We start from the raw sequence: 19823 nt of genomic DNA, 5'->3' as shown, positions 1-19823 counted from the left end.
TGACCACGACAGGCGAGGCCATCATCAAAGACGGCAACCTGTTCAGCCCCTGGAGCCCCACCGAGATGGGCAACGTCACCGACCTGCAAATCGACCAGCCCACCGGCCGCATCGCAGTCCTGACCGACAACGGCGCCGCCATCGTCAAGGACGGCGGCCTCTACGGCGCCTGGGTCGACGAGATGCCCGGCATCGGACAAATCGGCCTCACCAGCTTCTAAGCTGAGGTAGCGCCCCGTTCCTCACAGCAAGTGAGATACCCCTGGTCAGGTCTGGAGACCAGGGGCATCGTGCGTAGTGGCAGAGTTCTGTCATGCTGAAGCTGTTTCGTGTGGCCCGGATCTGGCCTGGGATGGGATGCGACCGCTTCGATCGTCGAGCGGCTAGGGTGCGTCGGCCCCGCATCACCAAAGATGAACGACCACGGATCATCACGCTGGTCAAGGCAGTCCCGCCGTGCAAACCGACCTGGGACGCGGCCGGGTTGCACGCTACCGACCCCAAGGGCCAGGCGGTGCGGACCTTTCTCAGGGGACGGCGATGACGCAGACGATTCTGGGGGGGTGTCGTCATGGCGACGCTTATGGCAAGCGGATGCGCGGGCACGCCGGTGGGGCCAGGTGCCGGCACTGGCCAAGGCGTGCCGAGCAGCGGGTCGGCCACACCGGTGCAGACGATGAATGACTGCGCGGACTTCGCGTCGTCCGTCAAATCCGGCATCTACGAAGGCACGCAGTCGGCGGCTGGCGTGCTTCCGGCCGACGCTCACCCGATCTCGCTGCTCGAGTGTGTGATGGCCAACCAAGATGTCCCCGGCCAGGGCCAGTGGCAGGTCGTCAACACGGTCCGGTCGACCGGCCCCGTCGACGCCTTCGCCAGCGCTTTGCGGGCCCGCTACGTCAAGCCGCCGCAGCCGACTCCGAAGGGGCCCATCGCCTGACCTGCCATAGGTTACGCCCAACAGTGGATCGCGCTGGTCGAGGCCGACGGCAAGGCCTACCGGTTCCAGATCCCGCTCTGGGGCGTGTGCCCCGCATCGGATCCCTATGTGACGAAGGCCTTGGCGGCCGTGAAGTCCACGATCGTGTCCACCGGGCGAATCAAGCAGACGGTGTCACCGGGAGCGCAGTCGAGCGGGTGTGCCGAACAGTTCGCCGAGATGGCATTCGTGAACGCGCAGTCCAGCGGATCGGGGACGACCACGCCCTTCTTCTCCGGATCGAACGCCGCCAAAACTGTCCGCGTCCGCTACTACCAACTCGTCGGCACCTACGACAAACCCAAGCCCACCAGAGACTTCGAGACAGCTGCGACGATCACCGGAGCCAGGGGGCCGTCATCTACGACGGCCTGATGAACGCTCCCGTCGCCGCCGTCAAGACCTGCGACGCTCCGGCGACCGAGTACGCCGTCGTCTTCGGCAACGCCGACAGCGGAAGCTAGAGTGTGGTGGAACTCGACGGCTACAAGCTCGCGTCGCCGATTCCGGCCCCGACCGCCAGACTCCAGCGTCCGTCATCCAGGCGGACCGGTGAAGGCAGCTAAAAGCCATCGTCGATCTCACCGCGGTCGACGAGCCGCCGCTGCGCCTGCTGTTGAGCGCCGATGCGGTCGAGTGCGTCGAAGCGAAGCTGGATCTGGCGCACCGTGAACTCGACCGATGGCACAAGGTAGCGCTCTCCACCGTTGTCTGAGCCTCGGCACGAGCGGCGGCCGCCGTCCGCGATCCGCCGTGCCGACCGCGAGAACGCTGAGGTGAGCCCGAAGACTATCGCGACATCATCTTGTGTTCGAACTGCGTGAGGACCACCGCGGCTCGCATCAGGTCGCTGATCCTGGAAGGGCTGATCGTCACGTATGCCAGGCCTTCCAGCGGGTGAACAGGAAGGCCAAGCCGCATTCGCCCTGGAATCGCAGTCCACGCAGGAGCTTGTAGGCGCGAGTGTCGCAGGACAACTCGGTGCCGTACTTGGGCTGGTTGACCGGGACATACACGCCCGCACCTTGCGCCTTCGTAGCCACAGTCCGCCAGGATGGGCAGCTCGGTCAAGAAGTGAATGTCCCCCAGTCCGTGGAGCCGACGAGTCACTCACGCAGCGTCGATTCGACCCCTCCATGCGCCGACCAGAAAACCGAAGTCGCCCCGCCCTCGGTTGATGATTCCGTCACAAATCTCCCGTCTCGATCGTGTGTTCATTTTCGGCCTGCCCTTTTGGCCCGCCACCGCGGTGGACGCGCCGCATCCGTCGTCTATCGGACGGCGCATCCCCTGGTAGGACGGCCCGTCTTTTTCATCGGGCCACCCCGGTCACGCAGGTCGGCATAGTGCCTCCGTCGCTCCCAGCGACTGGGATGAAGGGCTCGCTGAGGTGCGCGGTGGCCAGAACGAGGCCGCCGGCGGATTTCAGTAGGGAGAGGCGCGATTCCCGGGCCAGCGCGGGGTCGTCGTCGTAGCGGTACGGCTGGTCCGGATCAATGAGCTGCACCACGTGCACCAGCAGATCGCCGGTAACGACGAGGGTCGGCTCGCCGCCGCCCAGCAGCACAGACTGATGCCCTGGTGTGTGTCCGGGGGTGGGTCGTACGACGGCGGCCGGTGCGAGCCTGTGCGTGCCGTCGGCAACGGCCAGCTGATTGGCTGCTCGCAGCGGTTCGAACAGCCATCGCGCTAGCGTTGGCTCGCGGCGTTCGACAGCTGCGATTTCGGCTGCCTGCACCAAATATTCGGCATTGGGGAAGTACGGCGCCCGCTCCGCGTCCATCGACCATCCGATGTGGTCGGTGTGCACATGGGTGAGTACCACGGTATCGACGTCGTGCCGGTCGATGCCGGCGGCGGCGAGTTCTTCGGGGAGCCGCCCAGGCAGCGGTGCCCATGCTGACGGTGCCGATGCGGGCCCGATGCCAGCGTCGACCAGGATGATCCGTCCATCGTCGAACCGTAGTGCGAAACACCGGAACCGCAGCTGCCAACCGCCGTCGCGCACACTCCCCGGATCGCGCCGGTCCGCCTCGGCCCACAGTTGCGCATCAGCCTCGGGGAATGCGATCTCGCGGGGTTCGAAGAACGGGCCGACACCGTCTTCCAAGGCTAGGACGGTGACGCTGCCGATGGTCGTGCTGACCGGCATATTCATCCCTCCTGCTGCTTAGGTTGACGCCGACGGCGCGCAGCGCCCTCAGGACGACCACGCGGGTCGCCACAACGATTTCACTCACTCGGACCTGCCCGCAGGACCCGTGCGCCAAGCGTACGTCGCCGGGCCCGTAGTGCACGCTCGGTACGCCAGCAGCCGTGTACAGCCTCAGGCGGAGGCAGATTCCTTCGCTCGGCAAGACGTCCACAACCGTGCTGTCGCGAGGTCGGTGATCGCTATTATGTGATGCGTTGCCGCGAGAACGTCGAGAGACTTTGCCAACGACGGGGCATTGATCGACGAGCAAGGCGACGTAGCGCGGCCGTTCCTTGGGCAAGGGCGGTGGTTGTGCTGGCCCCGGCTGTCGGGACGGTTGGTTACATGCCGAGCGCTTCAATGACGAGCCGGGCTGCGGCGGCTCCCGAGTACTGCTGCTGCCCGGTGATGAGCATGCCATCACGGATGGCATGCGGTTTGAACCGGGAATCAACGATGAAGTTCGTTCCCGTGAGCTTGCGCGCCTCGTCCTCGATCCGGAACGGCTGGATGCGCTGTCCCACGTAGTCGTCAGCGTAGTCTTCCTCGCTGTTGGCGAAGCCGGTCCATGTCTTGCCGTCTACCAGCAGCGTACCCGTCGACAGCGTGGTCTTGAGCAGGATGGCCGTGGCGTGGCACACCACCGCGGTGATCTTGCCGGCCTCGTAAAATGCGGCCGCGAGGTCATGAGTCCGTTTGTCATCGATGAACGTGATCATGGGACTCTGGCCGCCGACGAAGAACACTGCGTCATAGTCGGCCATGCTGGCTTCGGCGAGCTTCGTGCTGGCCTCGACCAGTTGCCTGTGGTTCGGCGAGTTGATGAATCCCAAGCTGATGAGGTCATCGGCGGAATATCCGCTCTCGTCCCTCGGGTCGCTCCACGAGTCCGCCTTCAGCTCTCCGCCGTCCGGACTAGCGACCTGCACGACGTAGCCGTGCTCGACAAACTCCCAGTAGGCGTGAGTCAGCTCCGCCCACCAGAAACCGACGGGCCATCCGGTTTGCGGGCTCACCGCCGGGTTTGCCACGACCATCAGGACCCGCTTCGGGCACTTCGGGTCGAGGATATTGATGGCGCCACTCATAGATTACCTCTGAATGTAGGTGGGATCCGTACACGCAAACCGGATCCAGGCTGGTGGCGGGGTCCCACATGAAGCATCGAGAGCTCCGTCTGCGCCGCCCTCTACGAGGCGTTGGCGGCGGCTGTTCACCGAGGCGAACCCGGAACGAGCCCGGCCAGAGAGACCACTGAACCCACAGTCGACCGCTCGAACACATGAGAGTCCATGGCACTTTTCGCTAGGTTGACGCCAATATGGATTCCAGTGTCTACACGCCTCATGCTAAAGCGCTGTCATCGCGCTGTCATTTCGACGCCGACACGCCAATATTTCATTCTTCGGGTTGTGAGCTGCGGTTTCCTGTAGTACGTACGGAAGTCCGAGCCCGTTTACGCCGCCCACAGGACGCTGGGCCGCCGGAGGCCTCGACCGCGCAACTGACGCCGTCGGCAGAAGTAGTGGGCCACGCTGCGCGCGGTCGATGACGGGTTCGGCGTCTTCGTGGGCTACAGGCCGGCCTAGTTGGCATGGTGTCGGAACTGAAGACGCAAAGACGCCGGTTCCTTGCGTGCTTCTCTCCGGCACGCTCGCCGGACCCGCCCCATTCTGGCGGTGCTGGACACGTCATGACACGTCTACATGTGCCTGACAGAGCCGGAACCGTGCAGTTTGGTGATGGTGACAGGCCTACGATGCACAGCTCGCTCGAGCATGCAGGTTCCCTACTGAAGGACTCTCTCGGGGATCTTGCTCGGTGGTGGTTTCCTGATTGAATCAATGCTCTGCTACGGTCCGGGCCTTCATGGCATGACGGTTGTCGGATCCCAGGGTGGTGCAGATGTCGGTTCGTCCTCGTCCGGGTGTCGAGGTTCCGGAGTTGACCGCGCGGGTGGCTCGGGCCGCCAACCCGAAGGGCACCACCGCGATGTGGGTGCGGGACCGGCTGGAGGGGCTGTGGGAGGACGAGGATTTCGCCGGCTGGTACCCCCGCGACGGGCGGCCGGCGCTGTCTCCGGCGCAGCTGGCCACGGTGTGTGTGCTGCAGTTCCTGGACAACCTGTCGGATCGGCAGGCCGCCGAGGCGGTGCGGTGTCGGATTGACTACAAATACGCGCTCGGGCTGGAGCTGGAGGACACCGGATTCCATCACAGCGTACTCAGTGACTTCCGTGATCGTCTGGCCGAGGACGGCCGTGCCGACCGGCTGCTCGACCTGGCGCTGGCCCGGTTGAAGGAGACCGACCTGGTCAAAGCGCGCGGGCGGCAGCGCACCGATTCCACCCGCGTCCTGTTCGCGGGCCGGGAGCTGACCCGGCTTGAGCTGATGACCGAGGCAGTGCGGGCGCTGCTGGAGCACCTGGCCTCGGCCGCGCCGCAGGTCCTCGACGAGTTGGTGACGGCCGAATGGAGCGAGCGCTACGGCCGGCAGGTGCGCATGTGCAGCCCGCCCAGCCACCCGGTGGCCCGGCTCACCCAGGTCGGCTCCGACGCCCAGGTGCTGCTGGACCAGGTCCGCGACCGGTTCGGCGACGAGGGACCGGAGCAGGCGGAGGTGCTGCGCCGACTGCTGCTCCAGCACTTCCTGATTGATGCCCGCGGTAGGTTCCGGCCCCGCACCGAGCGCGACGGCCTGCCGCCATCCCGGATCCGGATCCAGTCGCCGTATGAGACCGATGCCCGCTGGGTGCGCCGCGGTGACACCCGCTGGACCGGCTACCTCATGCATGTCGCCGAGACCTGCGACGATAACAGGATCAACGTCGTCACCGACGTGGCCACCTGGGTATCGGAAGCCGACAGCCAGGCACTGCCCGGCATCCACGCCCGGCTCAAGAAGCGCCGCCTGCTGCCAGCCGCGCACCTGGTCGACGGCGGCTACGCGTGCGGTGCCGGACTGGCCGACGCGGACCGGAACTACAAGATCGCGCTGGTGGGGCCGATCGGCAAGAACAGCTCCAGACAGGCCAAGGCCAAGGACGGGTTCGCCAAGGACAACTTCATCATCGACTTCGACCGGCGCGAGGTCACCTGCCCGAACGGCAAGGTCAGTGGAAGCTGGAACGAGCTCCCCGCGATGGCCCCTACACGGTGGTCCGGTTCGGCAAGCGCCAGTGCAGTCCCTGCCCCGAAAAGGCCAAGTGCACCAGCGGCGAGGCCCGAACCATCAACTTCCTGCCGCGCCGGATCCACGAGCTCCAAAAACGCAACCGCGACGACCAGCAGGACTCCGCCTGGCGCAAGCTCTACGCCAGCCGTTCCGGCGCCGAGGGCACCATCGCAGAGTTCACAGGCGGACACCGGGCCCGCCAATGCCGCTACCGCGGGCTGGCCAAGACGCATGTTCAGCACGTCCTGACCGCGATCGCCGTCAACATCGAACGACTGAGCAGGCAAGAACCCGCGGACTCCGACTACCGACCTCGGCCGCCCACGGCCTTGCAGCAATACCTCGACGCCCATGACCTGCCCCGCCCGATCTGGTGGCGCCAAGGAAAATGACCCTGCAACTCAAGATCCCCGACAGAGTCCCCCACTGCAAGGTGGCATGGGGATGGCATCGGTTTGGCATGACACCTGTGCAAAATCTGACTGCACCCGTTGCCATCTTCGGTTGCATTGGGCAGGGAGCTTCTATGCAAGTCTGTGTTACCCCGGCGCAGTGTCCTCGGGGACTGCTCGGTCATCTCAAGAGCGACATCCCGTCTACACACGCGGTCGTGACGATGAGATCGCTGGATAGGCAACCGTGATCCACGCCACCAGCGGCCGCCAACGCGGAACAGTCGTTCGGCCGCACTGTGGCGGTGGTGAGCGGTGAGCGATTCGACTTCACCAACTCACGAGTTGAGACCCAGACTGCCGCCGGCGCCCGCTGGCGGGCCACCGGCGCCGAGTTGAGCCAGCTAAACGATCAGTAGCTCGAACGCGGCGCGACTTCGCCCTAGCGATCTGGTGTCCCGCGGCGAAGCTGCTTCCACACAACCAGATCACGTCACACGGCGTGGACTATCTGCGCCATCTGGAAGGCTGTTCATTGGAAATCAAGAGGCTTCGCCGGTCCCGGGCCGGACGCCGACTCACCTCAGTCATGGCCGCCGTGGTGCTCATCAGCGGGCTAGGGATCGGCATGGCACTGGCCAGCCCGTCCGCATCGCACCGCGGCGATTCGCCGGTTCCCACCCTGACCTGGACGGACTGCAGCGGCGGCTTCCAGTGCTCCGACGCGGCCGTGCCGCTGGACTACCGCGACCCGGCCGGCTCCACCATCACCCTGCACCTGATCCGGCACCTGGCCGCGGACCCGAGCCAGCGGGTCGGCACGCTGTGGATGGAGCCCGGCGGGCCGGGAAGCAGCGGGCTGAGCTTCGGCCGGGACAGCTGGGCGGGCCTGCCGACCGAGCTACAGAACAAGTTCGACATGGTCAGCTTCGACCCGCGCGGGATCCAGACCAGCTCGCCGGTCGTGTGCTACAACGACACCCAGTACGACGCAGCCGTGGACGCGACCCCGGGCGTGCCCGGGCCGGACGCGTTCGACACCGCCGTGCGGGTGGCGGCTGACTACGACCAGAACTGCGTGAAGAACCTCGGCGACACCGCCGGCCTGTTCGGCACACAGTACGTCGCGCGCGACATCGACCTGATCCGCCAGGCGCTGGGCGAGCAGCAGCTCACGTTCTACGGCCGGTCCTTCGGCACGTACGTCGGCACCGTGTACGCCAGCATGTTCCCCAGCCGGGTGCGTGCCATGGCGCTGGACGGCGCGTACGACCCGAACCACTACGCGAACGACCCCTACGCGTACGACTTCCCGCAGTACATCGCCACGGACGCGTCGATGAACGACTTCCTGACCTGGTGCGACCAGAACCAGTCGATGTGCGGCTTCGGCAACGGTGACGCCAAGGCGGCGTTCACCGCCCTCAAGGCGGACCTGGACGCCAACCCCGTCCAGCTGCCCAGCGGCCGCAAGGCCAACGGCTTCACCCTGGCCTACCGCCTGTTGTTCAACATCGACTCGGGCAAGGTCATCTGGCCGGCGTTCGGCCAGGCGCTGCGCCAGGCCCAGCAGCACGACCCGAACTCCTTCCTGCTCAACCCGCCGTCCACGGCCAGCTGGGCCCAGCTCAACCCCAACACCGTGGTCTCGTGCAACGACCGAGCCTTCCCGACCAGCATCAACGAGCTGAAGGCGTACGTCACGACCGAAGCCGCCGCGGCCCCGCTGCTCGGCGCACCGTGGGCGTACGCGCCGCCGATGTACGACCAGAACAGCGCGCCCGCGTGCGTCCAGTGGCCGGTGGAGCGGGTCAGCCGCTACAGCGGGTCCTACCGGGCGACCGGGTCCGCGCCGATCCTCGTCATCGGCACGACGAAGGACCCCGACACCCCGTACCAGGACGCTGTCACGCTGTCCCACACGTTCGACAACGCCGAACTGCTGACCTTCGACGCCGAAGGCCACACCGCGTTCGGCCGCAGCGCGTGCGTGACCGCCGCGACCGCCACATACCTGGCCGATCTGACACTCCCGAAGCCGGGCACCGTGTGCTCGGACGAGACTCAGCCAAGCCCGGTCACGGCAACGAACACAGTCTCCGGCAAGCTCTACAGCGAACTGCGCAACGGCACAGCCGACAACCACAATCAGATCAACTTCGCCAACTGACACACGCATCACCCCGGCCGGTTTGCGAACCCCGTTGGCTCGCGAACCGGCCTTCTTGCGCAGCCCGCGCACGCTGTGCGTCAGATTCAGATCCACAACCGAGTGCCGCAAACAGGATCCGAGCACAGTCGGCATTTCGGATATCACGACCACAAAGTGGCCCTGCCCTGCGGAGCATCGACCGGGTCGAAGAGAACTCGTTGGCTGCCGGGTCGCACGGATAGCCCTGCGACCTTGTGTGACTCTCTCGGGCTCGGTCTGCGTGGGCGCGGCCCTGCATCGCCCACGTCCCCCATGCAGGCCGCGCAACGACGCGTGCTCAGCCGCTTGCGAAGTACCTCTTCACGAGGACGAGGTATTGCACGGTGAAGCCCTTGGCGTTGTTCAGACCCTTTGTCTGCTCGGCAATGGAATACATAAACGAGAATCCGGCGACGTAGGAGAAGGTACTGCCGTCGCCGTATTTCGCCGCGATGCCTCTGGCGATCGCGACGTTCGTCGCGCCCTGCTCGTCAGACAGCGGGTTAGGCCTGCCATGCTGCGCGCGCAGAGCGTTCACGGCTCGCAGAAACGCGGACTCGGCGTCATGGCCGACGAGGTCTGCGGCAGTCACGCTAGCTCCGAGGTAGTCGTCATAGCCGTGAGGCCAGCTGGCTCAACAGGTAGTGATCTGGCGGGACGATCTCGGCCCGGTGTCCAGTGCGGTCCGGACAGGCACCCACGGCTCGGAGGCTTTCTCCCAGTTCGCGATGCGTCAACGCCAGCAACTGCGTCCGCTCACTCGAAGGTTTGGCGAACCTCAGGACTCTGAGCCGTGGCAGCACAACTAGAAACGTGCGCAGATGTCCCCAACCAAGGCCCAAGCGTGATGCGGTTGGTGAGTCAATTTTGAGCAGTCCTGCTGTCAAACTGATGCCAACGACATCCCAAATCGCGCCAGTGAACTGAGGTGGTGCCGGGTGGGCCAGATGGTGTGACCGCCGCTGTCCTGACAACGGGCCAGGCGCCGGGCCATGACCAGCGTCATTGCCCACCGGACCATCGCCTGGTGGGCGTCGGCGCCTCGTTCGTAGTCCCGCACGCCCCGCCGTGGGCGGGTTCTCCAGCCCAGATGCGCTCGACCACCATCGGCGGGGCAGCACCCGGAACCGATGCTTGGCGATGCGCTTGACGACCTGAAGGCGTAGCCCGGCGAACCTTCGAGCGGTCCAGGCCACCAGCCAGCCGGCATATCCGCTGTCGGCCCAGACCAGTGCGATCCGGGGCAGGTGGCACGGAGGTGGACTCCACGATCAGCCGGGCACATCAACACGCCGCCGAGGCCTGCCACGATGGTGCTCCTGAGAAGGAGCTGCCAGCAGGGGCCAGGTCGACCCCGCCGATCACGGCCTGGGCCGGTTCCGCGGCGGCGCTCGAAGGCCAACCGCGTCTACTTGCGTAGGCGAGGCATGCGCGCCACAGTCCCGGGAACGCAGGCCGGCCCGGCCGACTCCAGATATCGCGCCTGAGTTGCGCAACCTCGTCGCCACGGCCAGGCTGCGCGAAAAGCTGCGACGGCTGGTTGAAGATAATCGTCAGGCTGCTGATTCTGCCGCGGCGGAGGGCGAAGCAGCTGGTCATGACCAGCACTTCGAGGAGGTCAGCCTTGTCGTAGTCGCCGTCGTACTTCGCGCGCACGATGATGTCGCCGTGGTGGTCGATGGCCTCGTGGACCTCCTGGGTCACGCGATCGCCGACGAACTCTTTTCCGGTGAGCTGATCTGGCACCCATTAGCCTGACTGCTCACGCACCATAAGGGTCAAGGCTGGATGTCGGCTTGACCTCACATTTGCTGGAGAGTTGACCCACGCGCTGACCATCAGCGACTTCATCCAAGGCCACGCACCTGAGCGTCCGTACGCTACGGCCCTATGACCAGATCGGGCTGCTGGAGCCGACCGACGTCGGCCCGGACACCAGGTACCGCCGCTGCACGGCCGAACGGATCCCCGCGGCCCAGGTCGTCGCAAGTCCAGGCCCTGGACATGTCGCTCGACGACATCCACGCCGTGCTGTCCGCGCGCGACCTGCGGACGCGTGACCAGCTCATCGCCGCCCACTTCGCCCGGATGGAGGCCGGCCTGGCCCGGACGCAGCAGGCCGTCGCCTCCCTGCGGGACCTGCTCGAGCACGGCGCCGAGGCGATCAGCGAAGTTCTCGACGTCGCCAACGCCCTGCAGTGGCACAGGGGCGCTGGGAACGCTCCGCGTCCGGGGCCCGCCGGAGACCGTCCTGAACGACAAGCCAGGCGGCTGGAAAGCGGTAAGCCCGGATCGCCCTACGCGTCGAACCGCTGCTTCCAGCTCTGGTCTACGCGCAGGCGCACCCGGAGCGGGTCACCGAGATGATCATCCCGGCCGTCACCATGACGCGGCCGGAGGAGGTCGACGGGCTCTACCACGGCGCGCGGCGGATCTTCCCCGAGGACTGGGAGCAGTTCCGCGATCATGCGCAAGAGGCCGAGCGCGACGGGCGCGTACCGGCAGATCGCGGATGTCACGCTCATCCCTCTCATCGCCTGCGGCCCGGGCGAACGGCAACTTGAGATGGCAGAACCCTGGTCCTACCAAGCGCGATGCCTCTGGTCAGACCAGCCGACCAGGGGCATCGGCGCGTCGATCACGCGGCTTTGAGGGTTCCCCCATCGATGACGTAGTCGGCACCGTAGATGTTGGCGGCGCGTTCGGACAGTAGGAATACGACCAAGTCCGCCACCTCCTGCGGCTCGCTGAAGCGGCCCGAGGCGACGCCGACCTGTCCGGGCAGGTTTGCGATCAGATCCGCATGGGCCACCCCGGAGACAGCAGCCACCGCTCCACCGAAACGCTCCGGGTCAGTCCACAGCGGGCTGGCGGTCAGCCCCGGGGAGACCGTATTCACGCGGACGCCGCGCGGCGCCAGTTCCTCGCTGAGGCGTTTCCCGAACTGGGTCAGCGCTGCCTTCGCCTCCGCATAGCCGACAGGCGACCCGGTGGGAACGCGGGCGTTGATCGAGGATATGTTGACAATCGCACCCGTTCGCTCCAGCACGCTTGGCAGCGCCGCCTTGGTGGTCCACACCGCGCTGAAGAGGTTGAGGTCGAAGGTCCGCGTCCACTGCTCGTCCTCTACGTCGAGCACCCCGCCGAGGGACAAGCCTGCCGGGTCGCCCCCGCCGACGTTGTTGACGAGGAAGTCGATCCCGCCAACCGCAGCAAGCGCCCGATCAACCACCGACCGCGCGCCCTGTCGGGTGCTCAGATCGACGGCCACCGTCGCCGCAGCGACCTTCTCCAATTCCGGGGTCACGGTACGGGCGGCGCCGACCACACGGACGCCTTCCGCGGCGAGGGTTTGGGCGATCGCCAGGCCGATGCCGCGGCTGGCACCAGTGACCAGAGCGGTCTTGCCGCTGATACCGAGGTCCATGGTTGATGTCCCTTCGCTATTTCTTGAACTACAGGTCAAAAATTAGGGCGGAAAAAAGCTGGCCCGCAAAACAGCGTGCCTCAGAGGCCTTCCAAGGTGGTGTCAATGATCTGGTAGAGCGTCGGTCGGTCGAACGTCAGCGCCATGGTCCGCAACCCCGCGAGCGCCGTCTGCAGACACAATGCCCGAGCCCGGGCGTCCAGGCCCCGGTCGACATCGCCGTCCCGCTGCCCGTGTTGGATACGCGCGGTGAACAGTTGGACCATGCGCTCTTCCATGCGGTGCACCCTGCGGGTGGCCAACTCATCCTGACCGGCAAGTTCCGTAACTGTGTTCTGGGCCATGCAGCCACGCCGGACCGGCCCGTCCAGGTCCAGATCCACGAGTAGGACGAAGAACGCACGAAAGCGCTCCTTGGTGGTGCCGGGCCGTGAAAGGAACTCCTCGGTCACCTCCGCGCCGGTCTGACAGTAAAGATCCAGCGCCCTGCCGAACAGCTCACGCTTGGAACCGAACGCGTGGTACAGGCTCCCCTTGGCTACTCCGGTCGCCTCGACGAGGTCGGCAGGGGACGTGTCGGCGTAGCCCTTGCTCCAGAACGTCTCCATCGCCCGCGCGAGGACCACATCCGGTTCGAACTTCTTCGGCCTGCCCACAACACCAGACTATGCAATATTTGACCCCGGGGTCAAATACTGGTCGCCGAAGCAACTCGAACTCCCGACCGGGCTCGGGGCGCAAGCAGCCTGGCAGCGCCCAGCCCGTAAACCGCGGACCGCGCGCCGCCACTGGCTCGCATCATCCGCTACCAGACGTCGTATCAGGTGCTGATGCTCGTCTTCATCGGTGGCGCATGCTTGGTTCTTGGCGAGGTCGGAGTTGGCGCGATGTCGGAAGCCTCACTCAGGGGGCGCGGCGAATACATCCGGCAACGGCCGGCGGCGTGGCCGGCGCTCCAAAAATCGTACGCATCGAAATCGTCGGTCACCGCATCTATTCCAGTGGGAGGCACGTAACCACATGGAGGGATCGCCAGCGTGGGTAACCACGAGGAGTTCACCGAGTATGCGACGGCGGCAGCCACGCGGCTCCGCAATGTCGCGTACCTGATGTGCCATGACTGGCACCAGGCGCAAGATCTCACGCAGATCACTCTCGCCAAGGTATTCGTCAACTGGTCGCGCATCCGGAGGCGCGACAACGTCGACGTGTACGCCAGGCAGATACTGGTGCGCGAGTTCCTGAATGGCAAGCGGCGGTTCAGCTCCACTGAGCGACCTACAGCCGACGTGCCAGAGCTGGCAGACCGCAGCGACTCCGCAGATCTACGTCTCACCCTACTGCAGGCTCTCGGCTCGCTATCACCGAACCAACGCGCCGTCGTCGTCTTGCGGTACTGGGAGGACCAGAGCGTGGAACAGGTTGCCGCGCTGATGCGGACCACCCCCGGGGCGGTCAAGAGCCTGGCGTTCCGAGGGCTGCGGGAGTTAAGGGTGCTGCTCGGCGGCGACTTCCCAATCGAGGCCGGGGTCTAGGGCCCGGCCCTGTTCAGATGCCAAATCTACTACTCCTTTAGGGGAACAATGAACGACGAGCTCTTCCGAGGCCAGCTCCTCGATCAGTTGTCTGAAAAGCCTCCGCCACCGCTGGGCAGCCTGGTGGCCGACTCAGAGGCAGACGGTATACGGATGCGCCGCAACCGGCGCGCGGCTCAGATGCTCGCCGGCGTAGCGGGGGTGACGGCGGTCGCGTTCACGGCAAGCGGGCTGGCGAACAGCAGCGGCGGGACGACTGCAGTCTCGGCTGCATCCAGCACGAAGCCGGCCGTGTCGCAGCTGGCGACGTCGGCACCATCCTCAGCACCGGCGAAGGACAACAGCTCGACGAAAGGCGCGGCCCCCAGCAAGTCCGCAACGCAGCCGGTCTCGAACCTGCGGCCGAACTGGCAGCCCACCCCGGCGTGGATGCAGGAGCCAGCGCCTGCCGCTGTACCTAAGGACGCCGTACTGGCGACTGGGTCTGCGATGGCCGCGCTCCTGGAACAGCTGCTTCCAGACGCTGGCGTCGCCGTCCAACACGCCACCGGGTTCGCCGACGACACCACGGACCCGTACTCGCAGCACATCGCCTCGGCAGATCTCTTCTGGAAGAACGCAACTATTGCGATCCGCGTCTTCGAAAAGGGCAAAGGCTGGCCGCTTGGTTGCGCCACGGGCATGCAGGACTGCGCTGACTACAAGCTGCCGGACGGCACCCACGTCAACGTCTGGACTGATCCGGGTCGGAACACTCCAGGCGAAGTCAAGAACACGAAGACGACGCAGTATGTCGACCTGCTGCGGCCTGACGGCACCGAGGTCTCTCTTATGCAGATCAACGGCCGTGAGAGCGGCAACTTCGGCGCCGATCGTTCCGAAATGCCGCTGACGCAGCAGCAAATGTATGCGATCGCGAGCGATCCGCGGTGGTCGACCAGCATGGACGCCGCGTTCGTGCATACCGCCAACGCGACGGTACACGTGAGTGAGGATCCGTACTAAAGATCGTTCTATCGAGGGATATTTTCGTCGGCTCGGTGTCGCTCCCTGCGGCACCGAGCTCTGGCTGGCTGCCAGCTGTTGTGTGCGGCCAGCCCGCATTCGTATCCGGATCATCAGCAATGCATCCGCTTGTGCGCTTAGCACCACCTATCACCCGCAGTACGCCTGCTGAGATACCTCCATGCCCGAACTAGTTTTGCAAGATCGGCCTTTACGCCCGAAGGCTAGTGAGGTGTGTCGCCGCACGCCCATCGGTGATCAATGAGCCTGCCGACGCCGATGTCGTCGGCCGCGAGTGACGCTGCGACCGCCTCGGCGGTCGCAGCGAGGTCCGGGCATCGGGGAGCAGATCCGGCCGATCCAGAAGTCGCCATGGCTTGGTATTGGGTCCGCACGAGCGCAACCTGCGGCCCTCCCGCCAACCGCCCTCGTGATCGAGGAGCAGAACAGATATTTCGAAGTTCGCGTAACTCCTCAGATGCTTCACACCGTCGGTAATTCACGAGAGCGCAAGGCGCGGCGCGCGGGCACACCCGCGCATAGGAGCCGTCCGACGATCTGGAGGAGCTGCTTGTGGTAGTACATATCCACCGAGTCCCGCCCATGGTAGCGGCCATGGTCCTTGGCCTAGTCGGCGCCGCCGGCACCGCCGCGGCGACCGGCACGCCGCCCATCCCCCGGGCCACCGCGCACCAAGCCCGGCCGTTGGCTACCGCACCGCAAGTCAGCACCCTGCCGAACGGTGACCGCGTACTGATATTCGGCTCCGGCCCCGCTGCGGACATCGCGGTGCTGGCCCCCGACGGCAGCACCGTCCGAGCTGTGCGCTACGCGCCGAACCCGCAGCACGCATACGTCATCCCCGAGTCGGTGATGGCCACGCCGGATCAGTTCGTGGCTTCGCAATATCAGGTCCCGGGACTCAGCGTGGCGGGCCCTCCCGCGACGCCGGAGCACTTCCCCCTGCACATCCTGCAGATCAATGCCGTGGGTCTGGATGGGGCGGCCGCCGACTGCTTCACCTTGTTGACCAACGTCGACGATATCAATCGGTGGTCCACCCCGATCGTGGTTGCCAACGGCGTGGCACGGGTTGCGGTGCCGGCTGGCCACTACTCGGCGACCACAATATTCTCGTCCTACGACTCCATGGCCAACCAGACCATTCACGTGGTGACGCAGCCCGACATCACCGTCACCGATACCGGGGTGACCACCGTGTCCGCCGACGAGCGGACCGCAAGCGCCCGGGTGAGGGCCACGACCCCGAAGCCCGCGGTAAACGCCAGCGAATACCTGCTGTTCGACAGCACCGATATCAATGGGTTGACCAGTGACTTCCAACTGAGTTCCAACGGCGGCCCCATCTACGTAAGCCCGACCGCGGCGCCACGGGTCGGCAGGTTCAAGTACCAGGTGTTCGACTGGAGCGCCTCGAGCCCGGCCGGGACTGTAGACCCCTATCACTACGACATGATGTTCCCGCCGACTGACCGCATAGACACGAACCAGGACTACAGGATCGACGCGTCCAAGCTGGAAACAATCCACAACACCTTCGACACCGACCCGACCAACCCCTCACGCCAAGGCGAATTCTTGTCGGGAGCTAAAACGGCAGAGATCGGCGCGGTCCTCACCGGCGACCTGGTCGCGACGCCAGGGGCCCTGACTACCTACTATGGCGCCCCCATCGGCGACGGGAACTACGAGCACATAGTGCTACCGGAGCTCCCGAGCTTGAATAGGGGCCCCAATGGCGTGATCTTTCTACAAGCCGACGACCCGGCATACACCCGCGCCGGGGAGATGCGCCTGACATGGGGCCATGGCCCGCTGGCCCCGCAGGTCGGTCAGTTCGCGGGCGGCACCTGGTGCCGGGCCTGCGTCGACGGTGGCTCCGTGGTTCTGGCCGTCAACGAAGTCCAGGACAGCTCGCAAGACACCGAGGGCCAGCTATACGGCCCGATCGCCGGGCTCCTGACCATTTACCGTGATGGCAATCAGGTCTTCTCGCAGGAAGGCTTCTACGGGGCCGACCTCACCAACCAGGCCCAGAAGCCCGGCACCTATCGCTTCGTGTATGACCAGGACCTGAGCGCCTTCGGGTTCACGCAGTCCACCGCGACGCTTACCGACGTCACGGTGCCCTACACCCCTACGCCGGACCCGAAGTGGACGCTTCCAGCCGGCAACACTTGCGAAGTGCAGGCTGGCAGCACCACTCCCTGCTCCATCCTGCCGATGCTGAACCTGAACTACCACCTAGCCACTAACGACACGAATACGAGCCACGGCCGGTTGCAAATCCTGGATCTTAGGGTCGACCACCAGTCCTACGGCGGGGCCGGCTCGCACGCCCCAGTCACCAGCGCGACGGTGTCAGTGTCCTTCAACAAGGGCGCGAGCTGGACGGCGGCGGCGATGGTCCAGGCCGGCCAGAACCACTTCGTCGCATGGTGGAAGAACACCGGCGCCAAGGGCAGCACGCCGTGGCTGAAGGTGACCGCCACCGACGCGCTCGGCGGGTCGATCGCACAGACCGTTGACAACGCCTACACCATCGGCTGAGGGGGAACAGAATCATGAGTCGAATTGCGAATCGTCGGCTGCTAGGGGCGTTGGGCGCCGCAGTACTAGCCGTCGGCACTTAGCCGTCGCGATAGCGCCGCCGGCGAATGCCACCACTGGCGCGCACGCCGCCCCGAGCAACGTCAAGAATGTGTGTGGCACAGCGAAGCCCGGCTTCGACGGGTGCTTCGCGCAGATCCGTACCGATGTGCACGAGCCGACGTACATCGGCCGGGTCACCGGGATGACCGGCAACGCGGCTGCCACCGCGACTCCGGCCAGTTCGGTCCGGCGGATCTGCACTCGGCGTACAACCTACCGGCCTGTGCCTGCCGAATACCCCGTCCGGGCGAGTCATCAGGTATGGGCTTGTCATGCCGGTGCGGGGCCCACCTCGGTCACCCCCTGTGAGATCTTGTCCCTACGTCATCAGCTGGCGGTCCTGCAGCGGCAGCTGGGCTCAAACCGGGCCAGCTTCGCCCCGGAGGACCGGGCGTTCCTCGCTGTACTGCTTAAACCGGCGCTGCGAACTTAACCGTGCTTGGTCGAAGCTCTGGGTTGAGCATGGTCCGCTGGTTCGGGTGGTGAGGTGTCCGCGGGCTCGTCGGGTGGTGGCGCAGCGTGCGCGCAGGCGCTGGGTGGCGGGGTTGCGGTAGCCGAACGCGCAGCGGGCATCCGTTTTTATCAGCCGGTTGACGCCTTCGGAGACGGCGTTCGTGATGCCCGTGCTGATCCCGGCCAGGATCTGCGGCCACCAGGTGGACACGGTGTTGGCCGGCCGTTCCATCTCCGGCAGGCCAAACGCGGCGGCGTTCTCGTAGAACCAGATCAGGAGCTTGCCGATCTGCTCTCTGGTCGGATTGGCACCGTGCAGGTCGAGCAGGTCCCGAAGGTCTTCCTTGACGTTCCAGGCCGCAAGGATCGGCTTGCCGACCTTCGCCGGGAGATCGGCCAAGTCGGCGACCATCCCATCGAGGTGGACGGCGCGCCTCCTCGAGGCGGCCCTGGTCAGCCGATTACGCAGATCCCACTCGCGGTTGCCCTTGCGGCAGCGCCAGCCCCGGTACTACACAGTGGCCCGGCGCCGAACCTCGGTGACCGCGTCGTTCGCCAGTTGCGCGACGTGGACCCGTGGCCCCTCTGGAGATCCTTCAAGCTTCGCAACTCGAATGATCACCGAATGCCACGGGCGCCTCGCATCCGTCAAGGCCCTGATGTTTACGCCTGGTTACGTTCAACTGGTCATTCGAGCACGCAGGACGGAGACTTCGGCCTCAGACAAGCCGTTCTCCAACAGGAAGTCGGGCATCGCCAGTGACGCGATCGTCGAGGCCAGCGATGCTTCGACGGTGGTGTGGTGGTCCGCAAGGGTCACCGTCACCGCAGCGAGCTGGTCGCGGGCGCCGAGCTCGTCATACTACTGCTTCATCCGGTCGTAGGTGAGCAGGTAGTCGGCGATGATCTCTTCCGTCGTCGCTCCGGCCGGTACGTGCAGCACCAACGCGAGCAGCCCGATCCGGTCTTTGCCACCGGCACAGTGGAACACCACGCACCCTGGCGCGGCATCGGCGATCGCCCGTACCGCGACTACTACCAGCTCCGGATGTTCTGCCAGCAGCGCCGGGAAGTACAGCGGCGAAGCCAGGTTGTCGATCTTCGCCCAGCGCTCATAGAACGGGGTGCCGCCGACCGGATCCAGTGGCACCTGCACGGTGGTGATCCCCGCCGACCTCGGTGCGGCGTCCGTGCGGCACTCATCGGCGTGGCGGCGCAGATCGACAACGGTGCGGACTCCATACGCCCACGCCCACCCTGCCTCGCTCAAGCGTGTCGGGGCCTCCATACGCACCACGGCACCCGGTCTGACCTGCCCCAGCCCGCCCAAATCCCGAACATTGACACAGCCGTCCCACGAAAGCTCTCGTTCACCGGTCATGGTGTCAAGAAGCGCCACCTCGGTGAAAGGTTCGTTCGGTGCACCGCGGCAAGTGAATCAACCCGGCCGCAGCCACCGAACACGACTGGCGGTTGCCGCCAAGCACGCTCAAGTTCGAAGACCCTGCAAACCCTTGTCACTGCTATTCCCTTTGTGTCCGACGTGACATCCGCGTGCCGCCAGCCCCACGTGCTGAGCCCCGCCACACAACATGGTGGCGCTCCGTCAACTGGCGATAGGGCCACCAGACTTCGCGGCCGTTTTCGCGCTTCCCAGTACGAGCATGGGTCAGGAGTTCTATAGTCGCACGGACGGGAAGCATGAGTACGTTTGAGGTCAAGCGCAACGGTTGAGATCTGGCCTGCGGTGACCGGCTCCCGCGGCGGTACCAGTCCCCTGCAGTGAGGCCTCAACATCGT

18 protein-coding genes and 3 pseudogenes are annotated in these 19823 nt (G+C 65.6%); 10 read left to right on the top strand and 11 right to left on the bottom strand.

Annotated features, from left to right (window positions below; translation table 11 throughout):
• The 3 genes and pseudogenes from ABH935_RS27030 to ABH935_RS27020 all read left to right on the top strand — a co-directional run.
• Window positions 1–221 (top strand): annotated as a pseudogene (locus tag ABH935_RS27030) (hypothetical protein); the annotation flags it as partial.
• 350 nt (window positions 222–571) lie between these two features.
• Window positions 572–940 carry a hypothetical protein gene (locus ABH935_RS27025; protein WP_370380736.1) on the top strand — a complete coding sequence of 123 codons (369 nt, stop codon included), beginning with the start codon at window positions 572–574 and terminating at the stop codon, window positions 938–940.
• A 108-nt stretch (window positions 941–1048) separates the two neighbouring features.
• Entirely contained in the window at window positions 1049–1354 is a 306-nt protein-coding gene (locus tag ABH935_RS27020) for a hypothetical protein (protein WP_370380735.1), read from the top strand.
• Between the two features lie 187 nt (window positions 1355–1541).
• Here ABH935_RS27020 and ABH935_RS27015 read toward each other — a convergent pair whose 3' ends face one another.
• From ABH935_RS27015 to ABH935_RS27000, 4 genes are all read right to left on the bottom strand, one after another.
• Window positions 1542–1667: a hypothetical protein gene (locus tag ABH935_RS27015; RefSeq protein WP_370380734.1), complete on the bottom strand. Its 126-nt coding sequence runs from the start codon at window positions 1665–1667 to the stop codon at window positions 1542–1544.
• A 184-nt stretch (window positions 1668–1851) separates the two neighbouring features.
• Entirely contained in the window at window positions 1852–1995 is a 144-nt protein-coding gene (locus ABH935_RS27010) for a hypothetical protein (RefSeq protein ID WP_370380733.1), read from the bottom strand.
• A gap of 296 nt (window positions 1996–2291) precedes the next feature.
• The gene (locus tag ABH935_RS27005; RefSeq protein ID WP_370380732.1) at window positions 2292–3131 is read right to left on the bottom strand and encodes an MBL fold metallo-hydrolase; all 840 of its coding nucleotides are present in this window, start codon (window positions 3129–3131) and stop codon (window positions 2292–2294) included.
• Between the two features lie 383 nt (window positions 3132–3514).
• A complete protein-coding gene (locus ABH935_RS27000; RefSeq protein ID WP_370380731.1) occupies window positions 3515–4261 on the bottom strand; it encodes a type 1 glutamine amidotransferase domain-containing protein in 747 nt (248 codons plus the stop codon).
• 817 nt (window positions 4262–5078) lie between these two features.
• On the opposite strand from ABH935_RS27000, the pseudogene ABH935_RS26995 reads away from it, so the two are divergent.
• From ABH935_RS26995 to ABH935_RS26985, 3 genes and pseudogenes are all read left to right on the top strand, one after another.
• Window positions 5079–5393 (top strand): annotated as a pseudogene (locus ABH935_RS26995) (transposase); the annotation flags it as partial.
• Window positions 5394–6121: 728 nt separating this feature from the next.
• On the top strand, window positions 6122–6739 hold the full coding sequence (locus ABH935_RS26990) for a transposase (RefSeq protein WP_370380744.1): 618 nt from the start codon (window positions 6122–6124) through the stop codon (window positions 6737–6739).
• A 589-nt stretch (window positions 6740–7328) separates the two neighbouring features.
• On the top strand, window positions 7329–8909 hold the full coding sequence (locus ABH935_RS26985) for an alpha/beta fold hydrolase (protein WP_370380730.1): 1581 nt from the start codon (window positions 7329–7331) through the stop codon (window positions 8907–8909).
• A gap of 319 nt (window positions 8910–9228) precedes the next feature.
• Here the strand turns inward: ABH935_RS26985 and ABH935_RS26980 are convergent, their stop codons facing one another.
• Both ABH935_RS26980 and ABH935_RS26975 read right to left on the bottom strand, forming a co-directional pair.
• Window positions 9229–9522, bottom strand: coding sequence for a hypothetical protein (locus ABH935_RS26980; RefSeq protein WP_370380729.1), 294 nt, complete (start codon window positions 9520–9522; stop codon window positions 9229–9231).
• 692 nt (window positions 9523–10214) lie between these two features.
• Complete coding sequence (locus ABH935_RS26975) at window positions 10215–10676, bottom strand: hypothetical protein (RefSeq protein WP_370380728.1); 462 nt, start codon at window positions 10674–10676, stop codon at window positions 10215–10217.
• 258 nt (window positions 10677–10934) lie between these two features.
• Between ABH935_RS26975 and ABH935_RS26970 the strand changes: the two genes are divergently transcribed.
• Window positions 10935–11297, top strand: coding sequence for a hypothetical protein (locus ABH935_RS26970; RefSeq protein ID WP_370380727.1), 363 nt, complete (start codon window positions 10935–10937; stop codon window positions 11295–11297).
• A 271-nt stretch (window positions 11298–11568) separates the two neighbouring features.
• On the opposite strand, the gene ABH935_RS26965 is transcribed toward ABH935_RS26970, so the two are convergent.
• The 3 genes from ABH935_RS26965 to ABH935_RS26955 form a co-directional block, all read right to left on the bottom strand.
• Window positions 11569–12357: an SDR family oxidoreductase gene (locus ABH935_RS26965; protein ID WP_370380726.1), complete on the bottom strand. Its 789-nt coding sequence runs from the start codon at window positions 12355–12357 to the stop codon at window positions 11569–11571.
• An 80-nt stretch (window positions 12358–12437) separates the two neighbouring features.
• Window positions 12438–13013 (bottom strand): TetR/AcrR family transcriptional regulator, encoded by a 576-nt coding sequence (locus tag ABH935_RS26960; RefSeq protein WP_370380725.1) that lies wholly within the window; start codon window positions 13011–13013, stop codon window positions 12438–12440.
• A 164-nt stretch (window positions 13014–13177) separates the two neighbouring features.
• Window positions 13178–13345: a hypothetical protein gene (locus tag ABH935_RS26955; protein ID WP_370380724.1), complete on the bottom strand. Its 168-nt coding sequence runs from the start codon at window positions 13343–13345 to the stop codon at window positions 13178–13180.
• A 49-nt stretch (window positions 13346–13394) separates the two neighbouring features.
• Here ABH935_RS26955 and ABH935_RS26950 point away from each other — a divergent pair, with 49 nt between their 5' ends.
• The 3 genes from ABH935_RS26950 to ABH935_RS26940 all read left to right on the top strand — a co-directional run bounded on the left by ABH935_RS26950 (window position 13395) and on the right by ABH935_RS26940 (window position 17468).
• Window positions 13395–13892 carry a SigE family RNA polymerase sigma factor gene (locus tag ABH935_RS26950; RefSeq protein ID WP_370380723.1) on the top strand — a complete coding sequence of 166 codons (498 nt, stop codon included), beginning with the start codon at window positions 13395–13397 and terminating at the stop codon, window positions 13890–13892.
• A gap of 48 nt (window positions 13893–13940) precedes the next feature.
• Window positions 13941–14897 (top strand): hypothetical protein, encoded by a 957-nt coding sequence (locus tag ABH935_RS26945; RefSeq protein WP_370380722.1) that lies wholly within the window; start codon window positions 13941–13943, stop codon window positions 14895–14897.
• Between the two features lie 705 nt (window positions 14898–15602).
• Complete coding sequence (locus tag ABH935_RS26940; RefSeq protein WP_370380721.1) at window positions 15603–17468, top strand: hypothetical protein; 1866 nt, start codon at window positions 15603–15605, stop codon at window positions 17466–17468.
• Between the two features lie 460 nt (window positions 17469–17928).
• On the opposite strand, the gene ABH935_RS26935 is transcribed toward ABH935_RS26940, so the two are convergent.
• Together ABH935_RS26935 and ABH935_RS26930 are read right to left on the bottom strand one after the other, a co-directional pair.
• A complete protein-coding gene (locus ABH935_RS26935) occupies window positions 17929–18435 on the bottom strand; it encodes a transposase (protein ID WP_370380720.1) in 507 nt (168 codons plus the stop codon).
• 267 nt (window positions 18436–18702) lie between these two features.
• Window positions 18703–19404: pseudogene (locus ABH935_RS26930) on the bottom strand (tyrosine-protein phosphatase).
• Window positions 19405–19823: the final 419 nt, after the last annotated feature.

This window comes from Catenulispora sp. GAS73 (genome assembly GCF_041262085.1).
Taxonomy (GTDB): Bacteria; Actinomycetota; Actinomycetes; order Streptomycetales; family Catenulisporaceae; genus Catenulispora.
This window is presented reverse-complemented; position numbering and strand designations above follow the sequence as displayed.